Source organism: Tardiphaga sp. (assembly GCF_041424195.1).
Lineage (GTDB): Bacteria > Pseudomonadota > Alphaproteobacteria > Rhizobiales > Xanthobacteraceae > Tardiphaga.
Window position 1 is genome coordinate 15,129 of sequence record NZ_JBGMOE010000210.1, and the last position, 16,993, is coordinate 32,121.

Genomic DNA, 16,993 nt, shown 5'->3' on the forward strand with positions numbered 1-16,993 from the left:
TCCTCGGCGCCAGGATGACGTGATGGACCAGTGGGACTTCAAGAAGTGGCGGAAGAAGCTGGGACTCAGCCAGGTCGTGGCCGGAGAAATGCTCGGGCTGAGCCGCGGCGCTGTTCAATACTGGGAAAGCGACCTCAGACCGGTGCCGCGCGCCGTCGAGCTTGCCTGCCAGGAATTGTTGCGGCGCTGGAAGCAGCGGCCGGAGTACGGGCCCGTGACCCTGCTGTATTCCGGCGGTCCGGTGTCTGATGTCGATTACCGCCCATCCGGCGACTTGGTCCTGCGATGCGAGCCGCATCCGGACAACGAGAGCGCCTTGGGCCGCGTCGTTCGACTGAGCGAAACCCTGAACTTGTTCATGCCGCTCATCGTGGATGACGATGGAACCGCGGTCTGGGCCGGCCCCGAATTGCTGCACGAATGCGAGGAGCGGAAAAGACGCGACCGGCAAGCAAAGCGCATTGAGGCCTAGCCGAAGCGCTGCAGCAGACCTTTGCGACTATTTTCGAGGCCGGTCACCTTCGGCTGTAACCAAATCCGCCCGACCGGCGAACTAACAGAGATACGTAAGCATGACGACCCACGAAATCGAACTCAAGGCGTTAATGCTTGCCAGTTTGGAAGGCGACGCAGCCGCGCACCGCGCGCTGCTCGAGCGATTGAGCAGCCGTTTGAGGGCGTACTACAAGGGCAAGCTCGCCAGAGTGGGAAGGAGTGCGGCGGAGGCGGAGGATCTCGTTCAGGAGGCGGTCTTGGCGGTCCACTTCAAACGGCACACCTATGATCCCGCCGAGCCTCTGACGCCTTGGGTCCATGCGATCGCGCGATACAAATTGATCGACTTCCTGCGGCGTACCCGCACGTCGCGGGCCGACGTGCCGATCGAGGAGGCCGATGCGATCATGGCGCACGACGACAATGTCGGCGCGGAGAGTAGCTACGATGTTAGGAGGCTCATGGAGCGACTACCGAAAAACATGCGGTGTTCCATCGAGGCCGTGAAGCTGGACGGGTTGAGCATCGCGCAGGCGGCAGTACGATGCGGCATCTCCGAGCCGGGGGTCAAAGTGAACATCCACCGGGGACTCAAAGCACTGGCTACCCTGATCGGCCGGGAAACGCGGACATGAAGACTGACGAGCTTGTGGCCCTCCTGAGTACCAATCCCGAGCCGGTCGATCGCGGCTTGGTCGTTCGCACGCTTCTGATCGCGCTTGGGTCAGGTTCAATTCTGGCGCTGGGGATCACGATCTTCGGGCTGGGCGTCCGTCCGGACATGATGACGTCCGGCGCCCTGGGTTTCGTAGCCGCAAAGGTCTCATTCGCGGTCGGGACCTCCAGCCTCGCGCTTGTCTATCTCGCAAAGTTGGCGCGGCCTGGCGGGGAGCGAAAACCTCGATCGTATCTCGTTGCTGTGCCGTTCCTTGTCATCATGGCGCTTGCAGCAATCAGCCTCGGGCTGGCGCCGAGTTCGCATTGGGACAAGATGATCGTCGGAGACGAATGGCTCGAATGCCTTGTTTCCATTCCGGTCATCGCGATAGTTCCCTTCGCTGTCTCGATCTGGGCCGTTCGACAGGCGGCGCCTACGAACCTGGCTCGCACGGGTGCTTTCGCCGGACTTGTTGCGGGCGGCGTGAGCGCGATGGCGTACGCGCTGCATTGCACGGATGATACCCTGCCTTTCGTTGCCGTCTGGTATGGCGGGACGATTGTGCTTTGCACCTTAGCAGGCGCAGCAATGGGACCGCGGTTGTTGCGTTGGTAACAGCCAGTCTGCTTCACGTCAGCGTGAGCTTGTAACCGGCAGACAATTTGCGCCGAACTCATCATTAGAAGCGCACATGACGCGCTTCGGAAAATGATGGAGCCGGACCATGACGAAAAAACTTCTCACGATTTCACTCTTGTTGCCGCTAATGGCGGCGTCGGCGTCTGCATTTGCCGGATCAACGATCACCGACAAAAGCTATTGGCCGAATGAGGCTAGGCAGAGCGCACAAGCCAGGACCGGTAGCTCACAAGGCGATCCGAATTCCGCGTTCGCTTACGACCGGATACCGTCACGCCTGCAGCCCGCGCCAAACGTGAACGACGGCGGATCAGCCTGGCGTTACCAAGGCGGTCCCAAGTCCAGATGATGGGTGCGGCAGAAACTGATGCGCCGGTCGCCCAGACCGACCTCGACGAACCGTCCAAGATTTTGCGACCTCTCGCGCCTTCAACAAAACGAGGTGATCCATGATGAACGGTATTTCGCCCGCAATGTCTTGGGGCATGGGTCTGGTCTGCGTGCTGGTCATCGTCGTTTTAATATTGGCGGCAGTCGCGCTTGTGAAATATCTTCGTTCCGAAAACCAGGCTCGGCCGGAATGAAGATTTCGGGGACTGGGTCCGTCGGTTCAATGTGCCGGAGGTGAGCAGATATGACCCCGGTCGCATGCCGCTGGACGTTGTCCGCGGCCAAGGGGCATGGGAAATTGAGCATTTAGGCCTGTGAGCCCGCGGCGACCCCCGTGAGACCCTTCCTTCGCAGGGCAGGCGAGTGTAGGGGCCCTGCACGGCCGTTTTGCCAAACGGGAGGCCCCGGGGGGTGCGCAGGCTTCTCTCCGGAAAGCGTCTCGGATCCTCGGGCTGCACGGCCACGATGGCTGCGCTGCAGCAGCGTGCTTCGCGGCCAGGGGAGTCCTCCCAGCTTAGATAACAAGATCCGTAGCCTAGGCTGGTCCCGGCTGCTTCCTTGCGTAATCTACCAACTCCGGAAACTTCGCCTCGAACGTAGCTTTGAATGTCCCTGAGACCTGGCCGGCCTCGAGCCAGACGCTGCGAACGAGTGGCTCACTGCGGCAGGGGACGGCGGCTTTGATTGGCCGGGACGTCTTGAACTTGCACACGATACGCCGCCCCGCTGCTGGTACGATGGCCATTGGTCGCCACCGCCGCCGCAGTTGCGTTGCCAATTCCGCTTGTTCCTGCGTGCGCAGATCTAATTGTGCCGGTGTCGATGATGCAAATCGGGATAGTGTGGATGCTTATGTCGAATAGGTTCGTGGCGATGCCAATGTGAATGACGCTCCAACATCTCTTCGGCATGATGGCGGTGATGCTCGTCGTGGACGTGGCTGTGGTCATGCTCTAGAAACTCATGCTCGTGGTCGTGCTCATGCCGCTCGGCGAGATGCAGCCAAATACCGCCGCCCATTAGCAGCCCTGCCAGTGCCAACTGAGGGGTGAGCGGCTCGCGCAGAAGCAGGATCGCCACAACCGCTCCGATGAAGGGCGCCAACGAAAAATAAGCGCCGGTCCGGGCGGTCCCCAGATGCCGCAGCGCCAGCACAAATAAAATCAGACTCACCCCGACGCCGAAAAAGCCTACCAAGGCCGCAGCACCGATCACGGAAAGAGGCGGAAGCGCTGAGCCAATTGCAAGCGCCAGCCCCATATTCACGGTTCCGGCCACCAGTCCCTTAATGATGGTCGTGACGACTGGATCAGCAGCAGAAAGCTTGCGCGTAAAATTGTTGTCGAGGCCCCATGCCAAACAGGCCCCGGCAATCAGTGCTCCGCCGGCATCGATCGTGATGCTTTGTCCATCCCATGCCAGGATCACCGCGCCGGTCAAGATCGCAAGCGCTCCCAGCAAGACTTTACTGTCGACATTCTCTTTGAAGATCACCCACGCGATGGCCATTGTGGCAAGGCCTTCGAGATTGAGGAGCAGGGAGCCCGACGAAGCGGAGGTGCGCTGCAGACCCATCATGAGCAGCAACGGGGCGAGACATCCCCCTAAAATCACAACAGCGGCCAGCCAGGGCAGATCAACGCGTCGCAGACTTGCTTCAGCGACAGGAACGCCAAAAGCGGCCCGCCCAAGATAGACGATCGTCAATCCCGTTCCCGCGCCTAGATACAGGAGACCTGCCAGCATCTGCGGCGCAATCGAACCCAGGAGAACCTTAGCCAGAGGCGCCGAGGCACCGAACAACACAGCGGATGCCAACGCCATCGGAACCCCCGACCAGATTTGAGAACGAGGAGTTTCGGACATCCGTTACTCTAACGTGTGTCGTCACTTAGGTTGAAATCCAACGTGACGTCGCTATTTAAGGCCCAATGCCCATTTTCCTGCAAGCTGTACCGAACATAGGCCGGATCATGATCTCCGATGAGTTCTGGATCAAACAACAACGGCCCACGAAGTCGATGAAAATATTGCGCCGCACACAGAGGCGAACGGCTTCTCGCCGGCAGTCGCTAGTTTAGTATTTCTGATAGCGTCCTTGCACGTGCATCTGGCAGGTCTCCCCTCATGGGGGTGCTTCCGGCGATCGCGGCTAGGATCGTCCTGCCCAAGCGCTCCTACTAGCTCACCTGTTTTAACCGCTTGTGGCCTAATTTGAGTTTCGTAGTGGCCCGTTATGGAGTAAGGATCCCATTGGTTGCTTGCTTGCGGAGGCTCCAATGTGTCGCATCCGCTTCCCAATGTTGGTAATGGCGTTCACGGCCGCAACATGGTCAACTGGCCAAGCCATCGGGTCTTTTCAGACTAAACCGGCGTTTCCCGTGGTGATGGTTGGTGTAGCATCTCCGTCAACCGTCAGATTGCCCGATGTGTCCGCACGCGATCTCGTTGGCGGCTGCGGTAGGGGTCGCATCCGCGATCATCAAACACATGGTTGCCGTGGACCGGCCGATATCAGGTAAGGCATCGGCCAGTAAAAAAATCCTGTCGAAGCCCGTTGCAGTCGAGCCGGGTTGTAAGAGTGTTGCATTCTGAGACTTTATTACGAGAGGGCTTCCTCGCCGACTGAAACTGCCGCACTGGTCTACGGCAGTTACCGGATGTTGACACCACGAGGCGGTTGCTCCGGTGGCGCCCCCTCGTTGAGGTGAGGTAAGGTATGGTCGATGGGTGGTCGCTTTTGGACTGACCACGGCAACGGCCTTGCCGATATGCCTCGTCTCCCGAGCTTCGCCCAACGCGACCCTTTCGATCTCCCACAGGCCGGCTTGGTTGCGAAAGATCGCGGCGATTTCACGCTGGCGATACGCTTGTTTGATGAGGCGCTTCAGCGTGACCTGTTCTCTGAGGCAATTTAGTTTGCCGGAAATCGGGTGTGCGGAAGGGGATTCCTTGCAAATTTGATTTGTCATTCACGCGCCTTTGAGAGCTTTGGCGAGGGCCAGATGCGGCCGCCGGAACGACGGGAGAGCAGGATCATTCCGCGGCTCGATCAGATCATCTGAAGCATCCGCTGGCGGCGCTGGGGCGCACGGTGGAATTGGGGGTTCCTGGAACGGGAGTCTGGGGCGGTCTACACCGATGATCCGGGCCGCCCGCCACTGCCGACGCGATTGATGGCGGGGCTGGGGTGATCCTCAAGCGCGCCTATGACCTCTCCGATGAAGCGCTCTGCGAGCGCGGGGTTGAGAACCCCTACTTTACCCGCAGCGTCCACGCCATGCACTTGAAAGACGTGCTTGGCGAGAGCCGATGGTGGTAGGATGCATTGTGGATTACTCCTCTCTTTGTTGCTTCGGCAACACTCTGCCACATTTGATGCCGTCGAGTGGGTGTCATCCACACCATCATCGTGATGCTTCATATGCTGATAGTCGCACTGGGATTAACCGAGAGCGCGATCAGAATTGCTTAGTATTGCGAATGCACGCGAAAACTGAGCACCGAAACTGGGCCTCGGTCGCGATTGTACGCTGGATTTGCGATGAGCTGATAGTCCAGCGTAACCTTCGTGGAAAATACCGGAAAACTATAATAAGTCTCGAATATTTTTTCGCTGCCCGGATTTGGCAGCTTGCCATCGCCAACCAGGATTCCAAGTCCGCCGGCATTGAGAAACGCTTGGTGCACGCCGGAAATCCCGTTGACGACACCGGCTATGCCGAACGTATCGTTATCCCGCCCCCACTGCTTTCCGGAAATCGATAGGCCGGCGGCGACGGTTCGATCGACGTCGGTGAATTCATAGGGCTCCTTACTGCCATCCGCGACCCCGGCTCGGACAAACAGGCCGACATTGGGGATGAGTTGCTGCTCTAGATTCATGCTGATGCCGCCACGGCTTTGGTAGCGCCGCACGGCGGCGATATCGGCGGGTCCTCCGTTCACTGCAGCCAACTGGATCGCGTCCTGGAAGCTTCCCATCCGGCCGCGTGTCAGAAATCCGCTGATCGCGATTTTCCCGGGTTGATCCCAGATGGCATATCGCCGCTCGATCTCGCCGACCCACTGGAACTGTCCGAACTGTGAATCGAGGTGGGTGGCATTCGGTGCGATGGATAGATCGAATAGGCCGGCGCGCAAGGTCCAGGGACCTTGGTACCATTCCCCGGCCGCGCCGACGGTGTAAGCCCAAGCGTCGGCCGCATAGTCGAACGTTCCGGTGTCGATGATGGTCCAGTTCATGAAATCGACGCGAGGATCATGGGCGTATTTATTGGTGTCGAAGATATCGCCGACGCTGAATTTTCCGACAGTGAACACCAACCGATCCGAAGTCTGCGACCCGGAAAACTGGTTGAGCCCGGCATCGACTTTCTGAACCTCGCCGCCGAGGTCGATAGTCTGTCGCAGGAACGCCCGGTGCAGACGCGTGTACGGGTAATTAGCCCCGACTTTGTAGGCCTCGCCGCTTGGGAAACCCGCAGCGCCGACCGATTTGCTCAGTCCAAAGCCCTGATCTATTTCCGGATTGACCCATGCTTCGGCGCCCTTCCAGAGCCGGACGCCTGCGTACAAGGTTACGTCTGCAGTCTCGCGGCCGATGTTCGGTGCGAGACTGTTCTGGCCGCTGTAGGGAGCCCGAAACGGAGGGGCATACTGATTGACATAGGTGGCTTGGGCGTGGAACGCGACGCGGTCTGTTTCCAGAGCGGATGGCCCCTTGGCCATGAAGTCCGATATGTGAGCGTTATCTCCACCGATCCGGTAGTTCACACCAAGCCGGACGCTTTGCATGGCGAGGTCGGATGCGAACATCTCCGCTGCGGCCGGAAATGTCACGCCCTTGCGGCCAAATCCAGTCGACAGATATTCGGCTTTTGCGGTCCAGTTGCCGGTGAGTGGAATCTCGATGCCCGCTCCCGCGGCCCACCCCAATCGCCACAGCAGCCTCGTGTCCACGGTCCCCGGCGTTGCGAAACCGCCAACGGGAAAACCGGTAACCTGATCCCGCGTTGCCTGATTGTAGGTCCAGGCCAATCCTCCCGTTCCATAGAGGAGGAAATGCTCGAACGCGTAGCCGAGGCGAGCGCGGGCACTTCCGTAATGGATGACCGCTTCTCCGTAAGTCACCTCGCCGATCAAGGGCGAGGTGACCCTCTGACTGCCGCGCACGGAAAAGGGTACCTGCACGTCCGAATTCGGAAAGGTAACGTCAACCTCGAAGCCAACCATCACGCGAGACGGAAAAACGTGATTATACCCGCCCTGCAGTCCGGCGAAATAGCTGCCCGTTCCGCCCATGAAATCGAAATTGAAGGGAAGACCGAATGATCCATTTAAACTCGGGCCGCCGGCTCCCGGCGGAGTTGCGGACCAGTTTGAAGAGCCTCTGATCACCCCTGCATGGGCGCCGACGTACCAACCGTTCCAATCGTAACCCGTCACCTCCGCAGCCTTCGAAACGAAGGGCAAAGGTGCCTTGACCGGAAGGTTTACGGGAAGGTCACCTGCGATCGCGACAGAACACTTCGCAAGCACTATCCAGGTGCCCCCCACACACTTGGACACTCTCTTCATAACGCGCCCCGTTACCCCAACGCTAAAATAGGTAAAAGAAAGATGATATTCATTCCAAAGCATTATTGCAACTAATTCGCAATTGCAAGAACGAATGGGCGTCGAGCGACGCCCATTGCTTTCAATGGAGGACTCACTGCTTCCTCCCGGCATCTGTTTATTCTGGTGAAGACTGTTATTCCAAGATAAGTCCGATACCACAGCCGGTTTTGGTTTGCGTGATCAGTTGCCGGCTGACGATCCGAATCAGCGGCCGTAACGTCAAAAGGCGTAACGTCAAAATGACGAGGGCGACATAACTCGTCGTCAGCCACTGTTAGCGGTTCGATCAATCGATGCGTTGACATCCTGCTCGACCTTTTGGCGCTTTGCTGGCCGCTCAGAGCCGACCATGCCTCCGAACCGCTCCCCATCGCGCTCTTTATAAGACAGATCGAAGACCGCTGTGTGAATCCGGCGCCGCCGGTTCAGGATCGTCCCGTAGCGCAAGCTTGCGTTCGCCAGCCGAAAAACTCCAATGACTCCCCGACCTCGCGCATTTTCGACGGCGGTCCGTATCACGCTCCCGCCGCTCGGGGCTGAAAGTTACGGCGACGGTCAGGCCCATTCGCTTGCAACCGGAAATCGTTCAATTGCCGCCAAGCCGAATTCGAAGGCTGCTTGCACGAAGGCCTCAACCTGTCAGTGGCATCCCAGTCGCGTCTCACCGTCGATCAGGAATCATTGACAAATGCGCATCTGATCCATGCAAGCAACCGTGGCGCCGACGACCCAGGACCACCTTGGAGGACCGCGCCGTCAGGCATAGAGGAGATCAGGAAATCCCGGGCAATGATGGCTGGGCTGATTTGGGCCTGCAGTTCCGCTGCCGTTCATGAAAGCGAACGTATAACTCATGCCAGTCCCAGGCAGCGATGGGATGTCAATGACCGTTCGAGAATAGTAGCGGATCGATTCGACGGCACTTGGCCCTATTTGAAACTCAAGCTAAAATTGAAACTGGAAAGACCGATAAAGTGCTCCCTGATGATGCCATACGGAGTGCATTGGAGTGATTAGATGATTGATCCAGCTCCCGAGCTCCCGGATAACACGCTGATTGAAAGTGTACGACTTCCGGAGAGAATTCGAAACCTACTGAATTCGGCCGGTCTAAAAACCGTCGGCGAAGTTCGCGATAAGGCAGATGCTGAGTTTTTAGGTTTGCCGAGTGTCGATATGAATTCGCTGCAATATTTGCGAAGGACGCTAGGGCTTCCGTCGTCACAAGGTGTTAGCTGCCTCCCGTCGGAGCTGCGAGACGGCGATGATGAAGTCAAGTAAAAGTTTTCATAAACAAGTATGACTGTTGCTAACTTGCGCGATCCTCTTTCAAGCTGCGCTCCAATTAAATTTTAGGTGGGCTTCGGAGCATTCGGTCGGGTGGCGTCGCTGACTGCAGCGATGCGAACGGCGGTAATATCACCTCTCGACCGACTGGTGCCCCGGCATTAGCGCAGATGTTTACCCGGTCCCTCTTGGACTCGGCCTACTCATGATTTCTCAACCGGCCAGGCACGATCCCGATCGAGACGAGGAAGGACGTATCTTCAAAGTTGCTCAAGCCACGGGCCGACGTTCTCTCGCCGGCCCGATCTGCGTCTTACTTTCTGCCTTCGTGCTGCCAATGGGCAGTGACTTCCGCGCCGGATTTTGTCAGGTGGACGTGCTGGTCGACGTGATCGATCCACGCGACGGGGATAAAATGATGGTGAGCGCCATCGGGTGAACTCTGTTTGGTTAGCTTGATCTTGTCGGAGCCTTCAAGATGGTCGACTTTGCCGACTGTCTTTTTGTCGGACGAGATGACGTCCATGTGCTCTTTGATCTGCGAGGTATCTGTCATGGGAGCTCCTGTGGGTATGGAAATTAAAAACGCGCTAACGGGGATTAGGTTGCATTTCTGGAAAGAATGTCTCTTTCGCCCCAACTCACCGACGCGGCCGACAGAGCGGAACTCTTAATGTCCGCTTGGATGTACACGCTGATCCCGGCGGTAGCCGTCGTGCTCGGCGCCGCCGCGGCGGTCTGGCGGAAGCCGTCGGCCGCATTCGCTGGTGCTATCCAGCATTTCGCCGCCGGTGTGGTGTTCGCTGCCGCCGCGGGAGAGCTTCTGCCCGACATCAAACACCGTCAGTCAGCCTGGGCAGTCATACTGGGAGGAGCCGCCGGAATCTTACTGATGCTTTTGATCAAGCGGCTTGGCGAGACTTTCAAAGGTACATTGGGCCTCGTCGCTATGGTCGCCGTCGACATCTTCATCGACGGACTGGTGCTTGGCATAGGATTCGCAGCCGGGGCGAAGCAGGGGTTCTTGCTCACGGTCGCGCTGACGACCGAAGTCTTGTTCCTAGGCCTTTCGTTGACCGGCGAACTGTCCGAGTCGATTCGAAAGCCTGCAAATGTTCTCGCTGTCGTTGGCGGGGTCGCGATTTTGCTGCCCCTTGGTGCCGCCGTCGGCATCCCGGTTAGCCATCTTCCAAACTTTTGGATCGCGGCCTTCTTTTCATTTGGGCTGGTCGCGTTACTATACCTCGTCACGGAAGAGCTGTTGGTCGAGGCGCATTCGGCTCCGGAAAAGCCGTGGGTCACCAGCCTGTTCTTCGTGGGCTTTTTGCTAATTCTGCTGTTAGATGAGCTCGCAGGCTGAACGCCGATCCGGGTCGCCGCCTTGTCACGGTTTGAAGGAGATAACGTGCAAACCAGCCTCTTACGTGAGTGGCTCACCAAAGTTGGATGGGAAATCGCCCTGGCGGTCGCTTTAGCGGCAGCCCTTGCAGTCGGTACGGGTGGCACGGTTTCGCTTGCCCTTCGCTACCTGGCGGGCTTCAGCGGACTAAACTCTCTTGTGCAGGTAGTTCTGGCCGTTGCGCGCGGGCGGCCGCTAAGCGCGCGTCTTTCGGAGTGGGACGAAGCAATCGTGCTTGCCACGCTATCGGCTGGATCCCATCTCATCGCAGGGCATATCGACGCGATCACATGAAAAACGTGACGCCCATGGCAAGTGCCGCTGCGGCCATGGTGGCGGTCGCGATCCAGCCGAGCCCCGTCAACCAACCACCGATCGCGAACTGACCCATGATCTTCGTGTTGGCGGCCATCAGCATCATTAGAGCCATCACCGGCACGGCGACGATACCATTGATCACGGCGCACCAAATAAGCGCCTTAATTGGGTTAATCGGAGTGAAGTTGAGCAGCACTCCAACGGCCGTTGCCATCACGATGGTGGCATAGAAAGCCTTCGCTTCTTTGGGCTGGCGGGCCAGACCGATCGGCCACTTGCGGGCTTCGCCGACCGCATAGGCTGCCGACCCGGCGAGTACGGGAATGGCAAGAAGGCCCGTGGCTACCACGCCTAGTGCGAAAATCGTCGCAGCGTAATGTCCCGCAATTGGGCGAAGCGCCTCGGCCGCTTGAGCGGAAGTTTCGATGTCCGTCACCCCCGAGACGTTAAGTGTCGCAGCGGTGGTCAGGATGATAGCCAAGGCGATGAAGTTAGAAATACCCATTCCGATCAGGGTATCAACTTCGATCCGCCGGATGGCGTCGGGACCCTGTTCAGGAGCCCGTTTAAGGACCTGCCGCTCCGGCACGGCGCGAATATCCTCCGCCTCTTGGGAGGCCTGCCAGAACAGCAGGTAAGGACTGATCGTCGTGCCGAAGACGGCAACGATCATCTGGATGTACTCGGTTTTCCAGGTGAACGACGGCATGACGAACTGGCGCAGCGCATCGCCCCAGTGCACATCCACCATGAACAATGTCGCCACATAAGCGAGCAGCGCGAGCGTTAGCCATTTCAAATAGGAAACGTACCGAGTGTACTGTAGCAGGACCTGTAACCCGATGCAGATAGCGCCGAACAGCGCTACATAGAAAGTTCTGGAACCGCCGAGGACCAGACAGGTTGAATCGGCCATGGCACCTAGGTCGGCGCCGATATTAATCGTGTTCGCCGTGGTCAGCAGCGCAACGAATGTTTGTAGGAGCCAGTTTGGATAATGTTGGCGCAGGTTGCCGGCCAGACCCCGGCCCGTCGTCCGTCCGATCCTGGCGCTGATCATCTGGACCGCCGCCATCAGCGGGTAAGTCAACAACATGGTCCAGCTCAGTGAATATCCGAACTGGGCGCCAGCTTGACTGTAGGTGGCTATGCCACTCGGATCGTCGTCCGAGGCTCCCGTGATGAGGCCCGGACCGAGAGCGCCGAGCAGCCGCGGCTTGGTGCGGCCGACGACTGGACTGAGACCGGTTTTGGCGACGTTTTCCGACGAATTCATCCAATCGGCCCTCAAACCCAAAAAACTGAGAAATCCAATAATTTAGAAGACGCCCAAGGCACGACCAAAGTTCCACAATGCCAGATTCCTGCATTTTGAAGACGATGTGTTGTAGAAAAATGCGCTGCCGCCAACGTATTTTGCTATGTTTTTCTTTGAACGATCCTTCCATTGAGGACCGAATCTAGCAAAGGTTGACAGGTGGCGTCCCGAAGCCAAACGACTGTTTTTATGATTGGACTTCTGACGATGACAGCCTTGGTGGCGACCGTCGCTGGTATCTTGCTGTATCGCGCATTTCCAGACCACCCCTGGGTTACTGTCGTTGGACCGGTAGGCGCGGCGTTGACGGTGATCGGATTCGCAAAGAATTTTTTGCCTAGATGACGCGCTGGAACGTCGTTCGCTTTCAACTAGAAAACCAATCGCCGAAGGCATCCGCAAGCGGGTGGTGTAGATAGATACTTTGGATTGATGGATCTATTCGCGTGGCTTTACGCATTTAACCGAAGCCGGCCGCATCGTCAGCGAACTATGTGGTATCTGGAAGCGTTTGAGATGAGTTTCCGTCAATATCTCCTGGGCGCCAAGTAAACACCAATTGGTGGTCGCTGGTGAGGACCCGGTAGCCGCGAGGCTGTGGCCCCTCCACGATGGAGAGCAAATGTTGACCTATTCTCTTGGCTTCCTCAAGGTACACGGAGCCGCCTACCACCCGATCAAGAACTACCGGGCAGTCGTGCTCAAATCCCAGAATTTCAATCGTGAACGGCGCTTTGTCGGTCATTCTTCGAATATGCGGACGAAAATAACCCAGTTCAAGCCATTGGCCTACTACGATCGGGGCCCAATACAACCGCACAATGTTTTCTCCATGGGGGAATTTTCGATGGAAACCCCTTTACTGGGCATCATGCCCCGACTTCTGTGAGTTGGATGTCCACCGCAGCATGCGTTTTCCGCCGGAACCCTCGGGTTTAGCGGCGCCCGTTTTTCAACTCAATCGTGCGCATTGGGGCGGGCCGAATTATCCAAATACCGCACCGCACCCGACCCGATTCTAAGAAGACAGGGCAGTCCTTCAGCTATCAATTGGTCTCCAATCCCGCCTACAATGCTCGGCTAGAGACCGAGTTTGATCGTTAAGGGCGTATGCATTGGCGCTCTGAATTGCTAAATCCATCCGCGGCAAACAGGAAGCCGAAGCCTGATCCGAAACGAAAGAGTTCTCGGTGGCCGCGCCCAACACGGTGTTACCAAAGGCGCCGCCTCCGCAAGGTACGATCCGATGCGTAACATATTGCTGAATCCCGCCAGGTCGATCCTCTTCGCCTTGACCACGGCGCTGGGCTTAGCGGTATGCTTGGTCTCCCCAAGCTTCGCGCAACGCGATCCTCTCGATCTTGCGCAGGCGGGCTTCGTTGCAAAGGATCGTGGCGATTTCACCACGGCAATACGCTTGTTTGACGAAGCGCTTCAGCGCGGGCTATTCGCCGACAAACAGCGCGGCCTTCTGTTGTATAGCCGGGGCGTCTCATACGAAGCGCTTGGAATTCGCGACCGCGCGCTGTCGGATTTCGACGCGGCCGTCGCGCTGCTTCCGGATTTCCCCAACGTCTACCTCTATCGTGGGATCATCTGGGGCGAGAAGAGCGAATACCAGCGCGCGATGCAGGATTTCCTGACGGCCAGCAAATTAAATCCAAGCGATCCGCTTGCTTTCAATAACCTTGGAAACGTCTATGAAAAATTGGGAGATATTGATCTCGCTATCGAAAACTTTGGCCGCGCGATCCGCTTGCGGTCCGACTACGCCCAAGCCTACTACAATCGCGCCCATGCTTATGTGTTGAAGCAAGACGAAGAACGCGCCATCGCAGACTACGACAAGGCGATCTTGTTGCAGCCGACTTACGCCGAGGCGTACGTCAACAGGGCGGTCGTGAAATTCTTGCGCCGAGATGTCGAGGGCGCTCTTGCCGATCTGGATACCGCGATCAAACTCAATCCGCGCGACGTCTCCGCCCGGTCAAATCGAGCAAACGTGAATCTGGCAATCGAAAAATATGGCGAGGCATTGAACGACTTCGATCGGGCGTTGGCAATGGATCCTGGCAATGCAGCCACGTACTTGGGGCGGGGGCGAACGCATCTGTTCTCGGGCGCCATCGACGATAGCATTGAGGATTTGAAGACGGCCGTACGGCTGCGCCCTTCAAATCCCTATCCTGTCCTTTGGTTACACATTGCCCGGGTTCATAAAGGGGAATCCGACCGCGAGGAGTTTGCGGCGAACGCAATGGCGGTAAAGCGCGGAGCTTGGCCGGGGGCAATGCTGGATATGTACCTCGGACTTATCGACGCTGACAAGGTCAGAGCTGCTGCTCAAGAGGGCACAAGCCGCGAACAAGTTAAACGTGACTGCGAAGCTAAATTTTTCCTGGGCGAACTGGCGCTGCACAATGGCCAAATCCAGCAAGCAAGAGATGCTTTGCGCGAGGTGACGTCTAGCTGCGGACCGGCGGAAACCGTCTACAGCGCGGCGGTGGCTGAGACCAAGTTGCTACCGCGGCAATAAGCGCCTTGCGAAAGCCGGGTTCTGCCACCAACGGTGCGCCTTGCCGGGGCGCTCCTCTATCGCGCGACTTTGCCTTAATGGAGCCCCTTACAACCGCAGAAGCGCGCATATGGAATGGACTAACAGAAACAACCTCAAAAAGCTTAAACTTTTCTTCCTGGTCACCGGGCTCGTCATTGCGATTAGCGCCGTCAAAATATTCGTGCACTGGATGCAGTTTGAATTCGTGACGCTGAGCACGTTGCTGACCAGCGCCATCGGTGGGGCGATCTTCATCATCGGGTTTTTATTGTCGGGCGTTCTCTCTGACTACAAGGAATCGGAGCGGCTCCCGGCTGACATTCGCGTGGCATTGGAGGCGATCCATGACGACGCTGCCTGTTTCGCGGAACTACGTGTGGATTTCGAAATCAATCCGTTGCGGACGATACTGGTAAACATATTGAAGGCTCTGAGAATTGGACTGGGACATCAGGGCGCACATCGCGATCTCCAGCCAGCCATTGCCGAAGTCGATAAACTCACGCCGGTATTCGCCCAGATGGATTCGTTGGGCATGCCTGCAAATTTCATCGTTCGGTTGCGAGGTCAGCAAGATCAGCTTCGTAGATGCCTCTTTCGCATCTACCACATCCAAAGCATGCAGTTTGTCCCATCAGTCTATATCTTGGTGAAGACGTTGGTTGCTGCCATCGTGCTACTTCTGCTGTTTCTGGAAACGGAAGGTTCGCCCGGCACCGCCCTGATTTTCGGCTTTATTTCGTATATGTTTATTTACGCGCTCTACCTGATTGAGACGCTGGAGCAGCCATTCCGCAAGGACCATGACTCGCTCGACGATGTCAGCCTTTTTCTGCTCCGTGAATTTGAAGCCAAGTTGGCCGATTGCGAAGCAACGATCAAAGGCACGAGGGTTTGAGATTCCGTGCGTAAAGCTTAAAACCGGCGTGAGTCCTTGAAGCAAAACAGGCGATCTCCCGGCCCTATCGCAAGGCCAGCAAAAGACATCATCCGCAATCTACTCCCGCCAGAAACAAATGTTAAGCTAAGCTAGCTAGAGAGGTTCACCGATTGAATGAGGCGGATCAGCGCACCAAATAATCTTTTTATAATCGAAGCCGACCTCGATCGTCGGTTTGATTACGGCAAAAAAAGGAGAAATGTCGAAATCACGAGGCGTATAGAGGGAGGAATCGCGGATATGAAAGATTTCATTTCGCACATGTTCGCTTTCCGATGGAGTAATAGCAGGCAAAATGGGGTAACCAACATCCTTGAACGCCTGGGCGATAAGGGCGGAACAGATGAGACGGGTGGGATCACCCGAACCTAACGCGATCATTCGCCGCCGCCATCGCTTTGGCACCGGAAGGGGCACCAGGTAACGCCCAAGATCGATCAGATTCTTGAGATCGTATTTGAACCCGATCCGCGCAACTGCGAATTTACAGACCGCTTCGCGGTCCTCGGGGGACAACCCGACGGGTCGACATATGCGAGTATGAAATTTGGAATACTTCGACAGAGAGACGCAAGTAATGCCATAGTCCAGATTGGACTCCACCAATTCGCATTCGCCTGGCGCCGTCGATCCTACGTAGAGCGCCGCGTGAGACCAGGTTGACTGCGTCAGGTACTTGATGATTCCGGAAATGCGATTGTTGCCCTCAATTAGCAAAATATCGCCTGGTTCGATGCAGGCTCGGAGCGCTTTCGGATCAGCCGGGATGAATGGCTCGTAGCCGGACGCGGGCTTCTGCAGATAGGCGGCGATCAAGCGCCCCAGGTGATCAAGAATCCATCTCATAGGGCCGAATCCCGGTTCCAACAGGCCCAGCAAGTCCAAGCCATTATTTCATCCTGATCCACCGGTTTTGGCCACCGATGGCGGTTCTGGCAACTGATTCGGCACGTTAGCCAACTTGTTTATCTCAGCTGCGTCCTTGCTCGCCAACTCGCACGATCTGTTGATTTCGAGGAGGCGACTCACCCTATGATTGGCTGAACGTTGGACTTTCAGTCGCGCCTGTAAAATCGTTATTCATGGACGAGAGTTGCTGAGCGTTAAACCGGTAGTTTCGACGTTCGCCATCTTGTTTGCGACGTAATCAAATTTCCGAAAACGAGGAGTTCCATGCCTTTAGTCAGCACTGTAGAGTGTTCGCGAGCTATCGCCAAATCTTGGTAATGGCCGGGCCGGACAGGCGGCGGCGGTTGTGGGCTGACGGTCAGTCTGTTTGGCGACGACCTCGTTCCCGTCAGCGGATGTCACACCGAGAACGAGTTTTGGCAACTGGTTACGACCGTCGAGACGACGCCAGCTTTTCTGTG

15 protein-coding genes and 2 pseudogenes are annotated in these 16,993 nt (G+C 57.1%); 10 read left to right on the top strand and 7 right to left on the bottom strand.

The annotated features are described in order from the left end of the window. Nucleotides 1-22 precede the first annotated feature (22 nt). The 4 genes from ACEK02_RS29430 to ACEK02_RS29445 all read left to right on the top strand — a co-directional run bounded on the left by ACEK02_RS29430 (nucleotide 23) and on the right by ACEK02_RS29445 (nucleotide 2,376). Nucleotides 23-472 (top strand): helix-turn-helix domain-containing protein, encoded by a 450-nt coding sequence (locus ACEK02_RS29430; protein WP_371424982.1) that lies wholly within the window; start codon nucleotides 23-25, stop codon nucleotides 470-472. A gap of 100 nt (nucleotides 473-572) precedes the next feature. Continuing rightward, the gene (locus ACEK02_RS29435; protein ID WP_371424983.1) at nucleotides 573-1,130 is read left to right on the top strand and encodes a sigma-70 family RNA polymerase sigma factor; all 558 of its coding nucleotides are present in this window, start codon (nucleotides 573-575) and stop codon (nucleotides 1,128-1,130) included. Then, nucleotides 1,127-1,768: an NrsF family protein gene (locus ACEK02_RS29440; RefSeq protein WP_371424984.1), complete on the top strand. Its 642-nt coding sequence runs from the start codon at nucleotides 1,127-1,129 to the stop codon at nucleotides 1,766-1,768. The genes ACEK02_RS29435 and ACEK02_RS29440 overlap by 4 nt, the downstream gene beginning before the upstream one ends. A gap of 473 nt (nucleotides 1,769-2,241) precedes the next feature. Next, on the top strand, nucleotides 2,242-2,376 hold the full coding sequence (locus ACEK02_RS29445; protein WP_021078713.1) for a hypothetical protein: 135 nt from the start codon (nucleotides 2,242-2,244) through the stop codon (nucleotides 2,374-2,376). A 610-nt stretch (nucleotides 2,377-2,986) separates the two neighbouring features. Here the strand turns inward: ACEK02_RS29445 and ACEK02_RS29450 are convergent. Both ACEK02_RS29450 and ACEK02_RS29455 read right to left on the bottom strand, forming a co-directional pair. Then, nucleotides 2,987-4,048 carry a DMT family transporter gene (locus ACEK02_RS29450; RefSeq protein ID WP_035651180.1) on the bottom strand — a complete coding sequence of 354 codons (1,062 nt, stop codon included), beginning with the start codon at nucleotides 4,046-4,048 and terminating at the stop codon, nucleotides 2,987-2,989. A gap of 542 nt (nucleotides 4,049-4,590) precedes the next feature. Continuing rightward, nucleotides 4,591-5,154 (bottom strand): hypothetical protein, encoded by a 564-nt coding sequence (locus tag ACEK02_RS29455; protein WP_168470983.1) that lies wholly within the window; start codon nucleotides 5,152-5,154, stop codon nucleotides 4,591-4,593. 89 nt (nucleotides 5,155-5,243) lie between these two features. On the opposite strand from ACEK02_RS29455, the pseudogene ACEK02_RS29460 reads away from it, so the two are divergent. After that, a pseudogene (locus tag ACEK02_RS29460) lies at nucleotides 5,244-5,444 on the top strand (transposase); the annotation flags it as partial. 209 nt (nucleotides 5,445-5,653) lie between these two features. Here ACEK02_RS29460 and ACEK02_RS29465 read toward each other — a convergent pair. Beyond that, a complete protein-coding gene (locus ACEK02_RS29465; RefSeq protein ID WP_371424985.1) occupies nucleotides 5,654-7,825 on the bottom strand; it encodes a carbohydrate porin in 2,172 nt (723 codons plus the stop codon). Nucleotides 7,826-9,404: 1,579 nt separating this feature from the next. Continuing rightward, nucleotides 9,405-9,647 carry a DUF2171 domain-containing protein gene (locus ACEK02_RS29470; RefSeq protein ID WP_371424986.1) on the bottom strand — a complete coding sequence of 81 codons (243 nt, stop codon included), beginning with the start codon at nucleotides 9,645-9,647 and terminating at the stop codon, nucleotides 9,405-9,407. 117 nt (nucleotides 9,648-9,764) lie between these two features. Here ACEK02_RS29470 and ACEK02_RS29475 point away from each other — a divergent pair, with 117 nt between their 5' ends. Together ACEK02_RS29475 and ACEK02_RS29480 are read left to right on the top strand one after the other, a co-directional pair. Next, a complete protein-coding gene (locus ACEK02_RS29475) occupies nucleotides 9,765-10,451 on the top strand; it encodes a ZIP family metal transporter (protein ID WP_371424987.1) in 687 nt (228 codons plus the stop codon). A 45-nt stretch (nucleotides 10,452-10,496) separates the two neighbouring features. Next, nucleotides 10,497-10,784, top strand: coding sequence for a hypothetical protein (locus tag ACEK02_RS29480; RefSeq protein ID WP_371424988.1), 288 nt, complete (start codon nucleotides 10,497-10,499; stop codon nucleotides 10,782-10,784). On the opposite strand, the gene ACEK02_RS29485 is transcribed toward ACEK02_RS29480, so the two are convergent. Continuing rightward, nucleotides 10,777-12,084, bottom strand: coding sequence for an Nramp family divalent metal transporter (locus tag ACEK02_RS29485; RefSeq protein WP_371424989.1), 1,308 nt, complete (start codon nucleotides 12,082-12,084; stop codon nucleotides 10,777-10,779). The genes ACEK02_RS29480 and ACEK02_RS29485 overlap by 8 nt on opposite strands. Nucleotides 12,085-12,748: 664 nt before the next feature. On the opposite strand from ACEK02_RS29485, the gene ACEK02_RS29490 reads away from it, so the two are divergent. From ACEK02_RS29490 to ACEK02_RS29500, 3 genes are all read left to right on the top strand, one after another. Continuing rightward, a complete protein-coding gene (locus ACEK02_RS29490; protein WP_371424990.1) occupies nucleotides 12,749-13,015 on the top strand; it encodes a hypothetical protein in 267 nt (88 codons plus the stop codon). A 357-nt stretch (nucleotides 13,016-13,372) separates the two neighbouring features. Further along, nucleotides 13,373-14,662, top strand: a complete 1,290-nt coding sequence (locus tag ACEK02_RS29495; RefSeq protein WP_371424991.1) for a tetratricopeptide repeat protein — start codon at nucleotides 13,373-13,375, stop codon at nucleotides 14,660-14,662. Between the two features lie 109 nt (nucleotides 14,663-14,771). Beyond that, nucleotides 14,772-15,581 carry a hypothetical protein gene (locus ACEK02_RS29500; protein ID WP_371424992.1) on the top strand — a complete coding sequence of 270 codons (810 nt, stop codon included), beginning with the start codon at nucleotides 14,772-14,774 and terminating at the stop codon, nucleotides 15,579-15,581. A 174-nt stretch (nucleotides 15,582-15,755) separates the two neighbouring features. Here ACEK02_RS29500 and ACEK02_RS29505 read toward each other — a convergent pair. Continuing rightward, a pseudogene (locus ACEK02_RS29505) lies at nucleotides 15,756-16,469 on the bottom strand (YiiX/YebB-like N1pC/P60 family cysteine hydrolase); the annotation flags it as partial. Nucleotides 16,470-16,802: 333 nt separating this feature from the next. Then, the coding region (locus ACEK02_RS29510; protein ID WP_371424994.1) for a hypothetical protein at nucleotides 16,803-16,993 on the bottom strand (191 nt) is incomplete at its 5' end.

Bases quoted from the DNA above. Each gene is read 5' to 3' on its own strand.
- ACEK02_RS29475 (WP_371424987.1), top strand. From the start codon at position 9,765: ATGTCCGCTTGGATGTACACGCTGATCCCGGCGGTAGCCGTCGTGCTC.
- ACEK02_RS29470 (WP_371424986.1), bottom strand. From the start codon at position 9,647: ATGACAGATACCTCGCAGATCAAAGAGCACATGGACGTCATCTCGTCC.
- ACEK02_RS29440 (WP_371424984.1), top strand. From the start codon at position 1,127: ATGAAGACTGACGAGCTTGTGGCCCTCCTGAGTACCAATCCCGAGCCG.
- ACEK02_RS29455 (WP_168470983.1), bottom strand. From the start codon at position 5,154: ATGACAAATCAAATTTGCAAGGAATCCCCTTCCGCACACCCGATTTCC.
- ACEK02_RS29495 (WP_371424991.1), top strand. From the start codon at position 13,373: ATGCGTAACATATTGCTGAATCCCGCCAGGTCGATCCTCTTCGCCTTG.
- ACEK02_RS29485 (WP_371424989.1), bottom strand. From the start codon at position 12,084: ATGAATTCGTCGGAAAACGTCGCCAAAACCGGTCTCAGTCCAGTCGTC.
- ACEK02_RS29435 (WP_371424983.1), top strand. From the start codon at position 573: ATGACGACCCACGAAATCGAACTCAAGGCGTTAATGCTTGCCAGTTTG.
- ACEK02_RS29445 (WP_021078713.1), top strand. From the start codon at position 2,242: ATGATGAACGGTATTTCGCCCGCAATGTCTTGGGGCATGGGTCTGGTC.
- ACEK02_RS29450 (WP_035651180.1), bottom strand. From the start codon at position 4,048: ATGTCCGAAACTCCTCGTTCTCAAATCTGGTCGGGGGTTCCGATGGCG.
- ACEK02_RS29500 (WP_371424992.1), top strand. From the start codon at position 14,772: ATGGAATGGACTAACAGAAACAACCTCAAAAAGCTTAAACTTTTCTTC.
- ACEK02_RS29430 (WP_371424982.1), top strand. From the start codon at position 23: ATGGACCAGTGGGACTTCAAGAAGTGGCGGAAGAAGCTGGGACTCAGC.
- ACEK02_RS29465 (WP_371424985.1), bottom strand. From the start codon at position 7,825: ATGCTTTGGAATGAATATCATCTTTCTTTTACCTATTTTAGCGTTGGG.
- ACEK02_RS29490 (WP_371424990.1), top strand. From the start codon at position 12,749: ATGTTGACCTATTCTCTTGGCTTCCTCAAGGTACACGGAGCCGCCTAC.